6 protein-coding genes and 1 riboswitch are annotated in these 7,334 nt (G+C 65.1%); of the genes, 4 read left to right on the plus strand and 2 right to left on the minus strand.

The window, feature by feature from the left end:
- Both AC5JJ6_RS33705 and AC5JJ6_RS33710 read right to left on the minus strand, forming a co-directional pair.
- Positions 1-1,027 (minus strand): Fic family protein (locus AC5JJ6_RS33705; protein WP_496046228.1); only part of this gene is annotated, 1,027 nt, incomplete at its 3' end.
- 144 nt (positions 1,028-1,171) lie between these two features.
- A complete protein-coding gene (locus AC5JJ6_RS33710) occupies positions 1,172-2,044 on the minus strand; it encodes an AEC family transporter (RefSeq protein ID WP_496046229.1) in 873 nt (290 codons plus the stop codon).
- A gap of 91 nt (positions 2,045-2,135) precedes the next feature.
- A riboswitch (glycine riboswitch) is annotated at positions 2,136-2,240 on the plus strand.
- 237 nt (positions 2,241-2,477) lie between these two features.
- Here AC5JJ6_RS33710 and gcvT point away from each other — a divergent pair.
- The 4 genes from gcvT (at position 2,478) to gcvPB (ending at position 6,969) form a co-directional block, all read left to right on the plus strand.
- Positions 2,478-3,572, plus strand: coding sequence for a glycine cleavage system aminomethyltransferase GcvT (gene gcvT / locus AC5JJ6_RS33715; protein WP_496046233.1), 1,095 nt, complete (start codon positions 2,478-2,480; stop codon positions 3,570-3,572).
- A gap of 81 nt (positions 3,573-3,653) precedes the next feature.
- Positions 3,654-4,031: a glycine cleavage system protein GcvH gene (gene gcvH / locus AC5JJ6_RS33720; RefSeq protein WP_496046230.1), complete on the plus strand. Its 378-nt coding sequence runs from the start codon at positions 3,654-3,656 to the stop codon at positions 4,029-4,031.
- Positions 4,031-5,380 (plus strand): aminomethyl-transferring glycine dehydrogenase subunit GcvPA, encoded by a 1,350-nt coding sequence (gcvPA, locus tag AC5JJ6_RS33725; RefSeq protein ID WP_496046231.1) that lies wholly within the window; start codon positions 4,031-4,033, stop codon positions 5,378-5,380. Before gcvH ends, gcvPA begins: the two co-directional genes overlap by 1 nt.
- Positions 5,377-6,969, plus strand: a complete 1,593-nt coding sequence (gene gcvPB / locus AC5JJ6_RS33730) for an aminomethyl-transferring glycine dehydrogenase subunit GcvPB (protein WP_496046232.1) — start codon at positions 5,377-5,379, stop codon at positions 6,967-6,969. Before gcvPA ends, gcvPB begins: the two co-directional genes overlap by 4 nt.
- The last annotated feature ends 365 nt before the right edge of the window (positions 6,970-7,334 follow it).

Below are 7,334 nucleotides of genomic sequence, written 5' to 3' on the forward strand. Positions count from 1 at the left end.
GGCCGGTGTGTGCAGCCAGCTTGCTTGAGGTGGCGAATGGATTTTGTTGCAGAAGATCGTGGATTCGAAGGATTGATCCCGACCGGTCGCTTTCGGCGGCGATACGTTCGCGGTCGCGTTTGAACAGATCCACGATGCGGGTCGCGGCATTGAAAGCCTGGTTCGCGGTTTCGGTCACACCATCAAGGAAAAACTCGAGCCATGCTTCCCAGGCGCCGTGCTCGCGGACTTCCTGCAATAACCGGTAATAATCGGCACGATGCGTTTTGAGGTAGAAGCTCAGATAGAGGAGCGGTTTATGCAGGACATCCTGAACGCAGAGATAAAGCGTCACCAGGAGGCGTCCGATGCGGCCATTGCCATCAAGAAATGGATGGATGGTTTCGAACTGCACGTGAAGGAGACCAGCTTTTATCAGTGGAGGCAGATGTGACTCTCCTTCGTGCATGAAGCGTTCGAAGGCGTCGAGACAGGCATCGAGTTCAGTGACAGGCGGCGGCACGTACATCGCGTTGCCGGGGCGGGTTCCGCCTATCCAATTTTGTGAGCGGCGGAATTCACCGGGGTTTTTCGTACCGCCACGACCGTTTTGGAGAAGGTGTTCGTGCATTTCTCGAATAAGCCGGAGCGATAACGGCAGTTCCTTAAGCCGTTCAAGGCCATGCATCATCGCATCGACATAGTTCGATACTTCGCGGATATCATCGAAGGGCTGGCCGGCCTGGGCTTCAATCTCGAATCTCAGAAGATCCGAAAGCGTCGACTGAGTGCCCTCGATCTGGGAGGAGAGCACCGCTTCCTTGCGCACGTACATATATAGAAACAGCTCTTGCCGGGGCAAAAGCAGCGTGATTCCATCGAGACGACCTATCGCGCGGTCAGCAGCACTCAGCTTCGGCAGCAGGCTCAGGATATCGATGGGAGGATCGGGTGGGAGCGCTGGGGGCACGAATGCGCGGACCATCTCACCCCCGACCGGTGTCTCGACAAACCTGCCGATTCGAGTAGCGAAAAGTTGCTTATCCACCGTAAGCTACTCCAATCGGGATTGGTTATTAAAGCAATAGCGGTTTTTCTTTAATAAGCCGATTCCTAAATAAAGCGCACTTAAATTAGTGACGCGCCATCATCGGATGTTTGGCTCGCCTTTTTCCATTCCCGAACAAAGCCGCTACGCGGCCACCAGCAGGATCAGCGGCAGGGCCGCCAGCGCCAGGATGGTGGAGATCAGGATCATGCCGGCGACCACGTCGCTCGGGCCGCCGTAGCGGACCGCGAAGAGGTAGCTGAACACGGCCACCGGCATGGCGCACTGGATGATCAGCGCTCCGGCCGGCATGAGGGCAAGCCCCAATCCCCAGGCGACCGCCACGCCGGACGCGAAGCCCAGGCCGACCCGGACGCAGGACAGCCACGCCGGGCGACCCAGTCCGTAGAGCTTCAGCGTGGTCAGCGATCCGCCGAGCAGCAGCAGCATCAGCGGCACCGTCAGCCCGCCCAGCAGGTTCGTCACGTCCAGCACCCAGCCGGGCAGCGGCGTTCCGGTGGCGATCAGGGCCAGAGCCACCAGCAGCGACCACAGCGGCGGAGAGATCAGCACGGTCCGCCAGGACAATCGCCCGGACGCCAGCCAGATCCCGATCGTGAAGTGGCTGACCTGCACCAGCGTCGAGAAGGCGATGGCATAGGGCATCGCCGGTTCGCCCAGGGCGAAGACGATCGGCAGGCCGAGATTGCCGGTATTCGGATGGATCAGCGACGGCAGATAGGGCCGGACCGGCAGCTTCGCCAGCTTCAGGATCAACGCACCGCCCAGCGCGCAGAGCGCGAGCGCCAATCCGCCCGCCAGCAGCGTCTGGAGCAGCACGTCCAGTTGGACGCTGGTCTTCGACAGCGAACTCAGCAGCAGGCTCGGCACGCCCAGATACGTGACGATAGCCGAGATCGCTTTCTCATCTAACGGCCGGCCCAGCCGCCGCCACGCCCAGCCCAGTCCCGCGATGGCGAAGATCGGCCAGACGACGTGACGTGACTGAAGGATCATGGATGTTGTGTACCGCGAGGATGCCGCAGGCGGAACGGCGGATGCGCGTTGACTTTCGCACCGCAACAGCTAGCTTAGGCGAACATGCTGACGACCTCTCGCGGGAGAGATCGCCGGACCTCCGTTCGAGGACCGGTGGCGCCGAAGGAGCAACCGCCCCCGGAAACTCTCAGGCAACGAGGACCGCAGAGGGAAGCACTCTGGAAAGCAGGATGCCGGGCGGTCGGGATTGACCACGGCACGCCTCACCGAAGGAGTAAGCCGGTGCCCATCCCAGGGGCCGGTGAATCTCTCAGGTCCGCGACAGAGGGGGCCGTGACCGCGCCGTACGCGCGGAATGGAACTCTGTCGGAGGAAACGTTCCTTGAGTGACAACAAGTCCGGCCAGGGCCAGTCCAACGAGGGTGCCGTACCGGTTCCACCCTCTCCCGACCTGTTGCTGACCACGCCGCTCCACGAGCTTCACGTGGAGCTGGGCGCCAAGATGGTGCCGTTCGCCGGCTACGACATGCCGGTGCAGTACCCGCTGGGCATCCTGAAGGAACACCTCCATACCCGTGCCGCCGCAGGCCTGTTCGACGTGTCGCACATGGGGCAGGTCCGGCTGACCGGCGACAACCCGGCGGCCGCCTTGGAAACCCTCGTCCCCGGCGAGATCCAGGCGCTGGCGGAAGGCCGCATGCGCTACAGCCTGTTCACCAACGAGCAGGGCGGCATCCTGGACGACCTGATGATCACCAACATGGGCGATCACCTGTTCCTGGTCGTCAATGCCGGCTGCAAGGCCGCCGATGTCGAGCACCTGCGCACCCGTCTCGCCGGCAAGGCCGAGGTCGAGTATCTGGGCGACCGCGCGCTGCTCGCGTTGCAGGGACCGCAGGCCGCAGAGATCCTGGGCCGTTTCGTCCCGGCCGCCGAGACCATGAAGTTCATGAGCGTGCTGAAGGCCGATTTCCGCGGCGTTCCTGTCCTGATCACCCGTTCCGGTTATACCGGGGAGGACGGCTACGAGATCTCCGTCCCCAATGAATTCGCCGAGATCACCGCCCGCCTGCTGCTGGCCGAGGAAGAGGTCGAGGCGATCGGCCTGGGTGCGCGCGACTCGCTGCGGCTGGAAGCCGGCCTCTGCCTCTACGGCCACGACATCGACACGACGACGACGCCGGTCGAAGCCAACCTCAACTGGGTGATCGGCAAGCGCCGCCGGGCCGAAGGCGGCTTCCCCGGCGCCGGCGTGATCCTGGACCAGCTTGCCAACGGTACGGCGCGGAAGCGGGTCGGCATCCGCCCCGACGGCCGTGCCCCGGCGCGCGAGCATACCCAGATAACCGACGCTTTCGGTGCGTTCCTGGGCGAAGTCACCAGCGGCGGCTTCGGCCCCAGTGTCAACGGCCCGGTCGCGATGGGCTACGTCGCCACGGCGTCGGCGGCGCCCGGCACTCCGGTCAACCTGATCGTCCGGGGCAAGCCGATACCGGCCAAGGTCGCCGAGATGCCGTTCTTCCCCCAGCGCTACTACCGGGGCTGACCCTTTTCCGGGAGCGGCCTTCCGGCCGTTTCCCCTGTCGCCTCTTCAGATTTTCCGCTTTTCAGATCCGGGATACCCGCCATGAGCACCATCAAGTTCACCAAGGACCACGAGTGGATCAAACTCGACGGCGAAGTCGCGACCGTCGGCATCACCGACTATGCCCAGCAGCAGCTGGGTGACGTGGTCTTCGTCGAACTGCCCGAGGTCGGGCGCAACGTCGTCGCCGGCAAGGAAGCCGCCGTCGTCGAGTCGGTCAAGGCCGCCAGCGAAGTCTACGCCCCGGTCGCCGGCGACGTGGTCGAGGTGAACGAAGCGCTGGCCGACGATCCGGCGCTGGTCAACCGCGACCCGCAGGGCGAGGGCTGGTTCGTCAAGCTGCGGATCGAGAATCAGGGCGACCTGGACGACCTGCTCGACGAGGCGGCGTACAAGGAATACTGCGAGGGCCTGCACTGATGCGCTACCTGCCCCTGACCGAGGCCGACCGCCGGTCGATGCTTGCCACCATAGGCGTGCCCTCGGTCGACAGCCTGTTCCGCGACGTGCCGGAGGCGGCCCGGCTGTCGGCCCCGATCGAGGGGCTGGCGCCCCATGCCGGCGAGATGGAAGTCGAGCGGACGATCGCGGCGATGGCCGCGAAGAACATTTCCGCCGGCAGCGTGCCGAGCTTCCTGGGTGCCGGGGCCTATCGCCACCACGTTCCCGCCTCGGTCGATCACCTGATCCAGCGCGGCGAGTTCCTGACCTCGTACACGCCGTACCAGCCGGAAGTCACCCAGGGCACGCTGCAATACCTGTTCGAGTTCCAGACGCAGGTGGCCCTGATCACCGGCATGGACGTGGCCAACGCTTCGCTCTACGACGGCGCCACGTCCTGCGCCGAGGCCGTGATGATGGCGAACCGGGTGACCCGGCGCGGCAAAGCCGTGCTGTCCGGCGGCCTGCATCCGCATTACCGCGACGTGACCTCGACCAACGCCCGCTTCCACGGCTTCGAGGTGGTCGCGGCTCCGGCCGATCCGGAGGGCAAGGAAGATTTGGCTTCGCTGATCGACGACAAGACCTCCTGCGTCGTCGTGCAGAATCCCGGCTTCTTCGGCCAGATCCGCGACCTGACCGACCTTGCCGCCGCCGTCCACGCCAAGGGCGCGCTGCTGATCGTGGCGGTTGCCGAAGTCGTCTCGCTCGGGCTGCTGATGCCGCCGGGCGAGATGGGGGCGGATATCGTCGTGGCCGAGGGCCAGTCGATCGGCAATTCGCTGAACTTCGGCGGCCCCTATGTCGGCCTGTTCGCCACCCGCGACAAGTATGTCCGCCATATGCCGGGCCGCCTGACCGGCCAGACCGTCGATGCCGAGGGCCGGCGCGGCTGGGTGCTGACGCTGTCCACCCGCGAGCAGCATATCCGGCGCGAGAAGGCAACCAGCAACATCTGCACGAACAGCGGCCTGTGCGCGCTCGCCTTCACGATCCACATGAGCCTGCTGGGCGAGGAAGGCTTCAAGCGGCTGGCGCGGCTGAACCATGCCAAGGCGGTCCAGCTTGCCGACCGCCTCGACGGGCTGAAGGGTGTCGATGTCGTCAGCGACAGTTTCTTCAACGAGTTCACGGTGCGGCTGAAGAAGCCGGCATCCAAGGTGGTCAACAAGCTCGCCAAGCACGGCATTCTGGGCGGCGTGCCTGTGTCCCGCCTGCATCCCGGCGACGAGTCCCTGGCCGACCTGATGCTGGTCACCGCGACCGAAACCAACACCGACGCCGACATGGAAGCCCTGGCCCACGGCCTGAAGGAAGCTCTGTCATGAACACCCAGGGACGCAAGACCCATATCGACACCCTCGGGGTCGAAGGCGGACAGGCGGCCTCGGCCGCAGCCGGCACCATCAGCGGCAACCGCGCGCTGATGCTGGAAGAGCCGCTGATCTTCGAGCAGGACAGCCCCGGCACCACCGGCGTCGATCTGCCGGAACCCCCCGTCGTCAAATCCCGCCTTGGCAAGGTGCGGGAGCGTGGGACCATCGGACTGCCAGGATTGAGCGAGCCGGAAGTGATCCGGCATTACACCCGCCTGTCGCAGAAGAATTACGCGATCGACAGCGGGCTGTATCCGCTCGGCTCCTGCACGATGAAGCACAACCCGCGCCTGAACGAGAAGCTGGCGCGGCTGCCGGGCCTCAGTGACATCCATCCGATGCAGCCGGAACGGACGGTCCAGGGCGCGCTCGAGCTGATCGACACGCTGGCCCATTGGCTGAAGACGCTGACCGGCATGCCTGCCGTCGCGATGTCTCCCGCCGCCGGAGCACACGGCGAGCTGTGCGGCATGGCCGCGATCCGCGCCGCCATCGAGGACCGGGACGGCAGCACCAGCCATCGCCGCCGCGTGCTGGTCCCGGAATCCGCCCACGGCACCAACCCGGCGACGGCGGCGGCCTGCGGCTTCACCGTGGACGCCATCCCGGCCGACGCCACCGGCCGCGTCGATCTGGAGGCGCTGAAGGCTAAACTGGGCGACGACGTCGCAGCCATCATGCTGACCAACCCGAACACCTGCGGGCTGTTCGAGCGCGACATCATCGAGATCGCCGACGCCGTCCATAAGGCCGGCGCCTTCTTCTACTGCGACGGCGCCAACTTCAACGCCATCGTCGGCCGGGTCCGTCCCGCCGACCTCGGCATCGACGCCATGCACATCAACCTGCACAAGACCTTCTCGACGCCCCACGGCGGCGGCGGTCCGGGCAGCGGTCCGGTCGTGCTGTCGGAAGCGCTGGCGAAGTTCGTCCCTCTCCCCTACGTCGTCCACGGCGAGGACGGTTTCTCGCTGGTCGAGAGCGGCGAGGACGAACAGGCCAACGGCAAGGAGTTCGGCCGTCTCAAGGGCTTCCACGGCCAGATGGGCATGTTCGTCCGTGCCCTGGCGTACATCCTGAGCCATGGCGCCGACGGCCTGCGGCAGGTCGCGTCCGACGCCGTGCTGAACGCCAACTACGTGATGGCGAGCCTGAAGGACGTGATGACGCCGTCCTTCGAAGGCCCGTGCATGCACGAGGCGCTGTTCGACGACCGCTTCCTCAAGGGGACGGGCGTCACGACGCTCGACTTCGCCAAGGCGATGATCGACGAGGGCTACCACCCGATGACCATGTACTTCCCGCTGGTCGTCCACGGCGCCTTCCTGATCGAGCCGACCGAGACCGAGAGCAAGCAGAGCCTGGACGCCTTCATCCGCGTCATGCGCGGTCTGGCCGAGCGCGCCCGCTCCGGCGACGCCGAACACTTCCTCGGCGCGCCGCGAATGACGCCCCGGCGGCGTCTGGACGAAACCGGCGCCGCCCGCAAGCCGGTGCTGCGCTGGGTGCCGGAAGTTCCACAGGCTGAGGCGGCGGAGTAGGGGGTAGGGCTGGGTGCCTTCTGCTTGATGTAAGCTGAGGCGGCAGTGCCGTTGCTACAGGCAACGGCATTGTGCGCCCCGGCCCGTCTGTCTTCGCCCCAGGATGTTCGATGTCGTTCCGGAAGGCTGTCCGTCATGATGCTGGCGAAAAGAGGGTATCGCTTATACCTCTTTCGTGAGAGCTATGGGCTCACGTGCCGGTTGACTGCGGGACGCCGAATGCCAAAATTTTGTTTTGCGGTTGGGAGGGCTGCCATGGAGCAGTCCGCCGAGGCTTTGACCTCGCCCGGCCGCCTTTCTTTTTGACAACCGCCCTATGTACGTCCTTTATTTGGATGATGCGGGCTCCGTCACGAACCTGCCTG

It is taken from the genome of Skermanella sp., assembly GCF_059503625.1.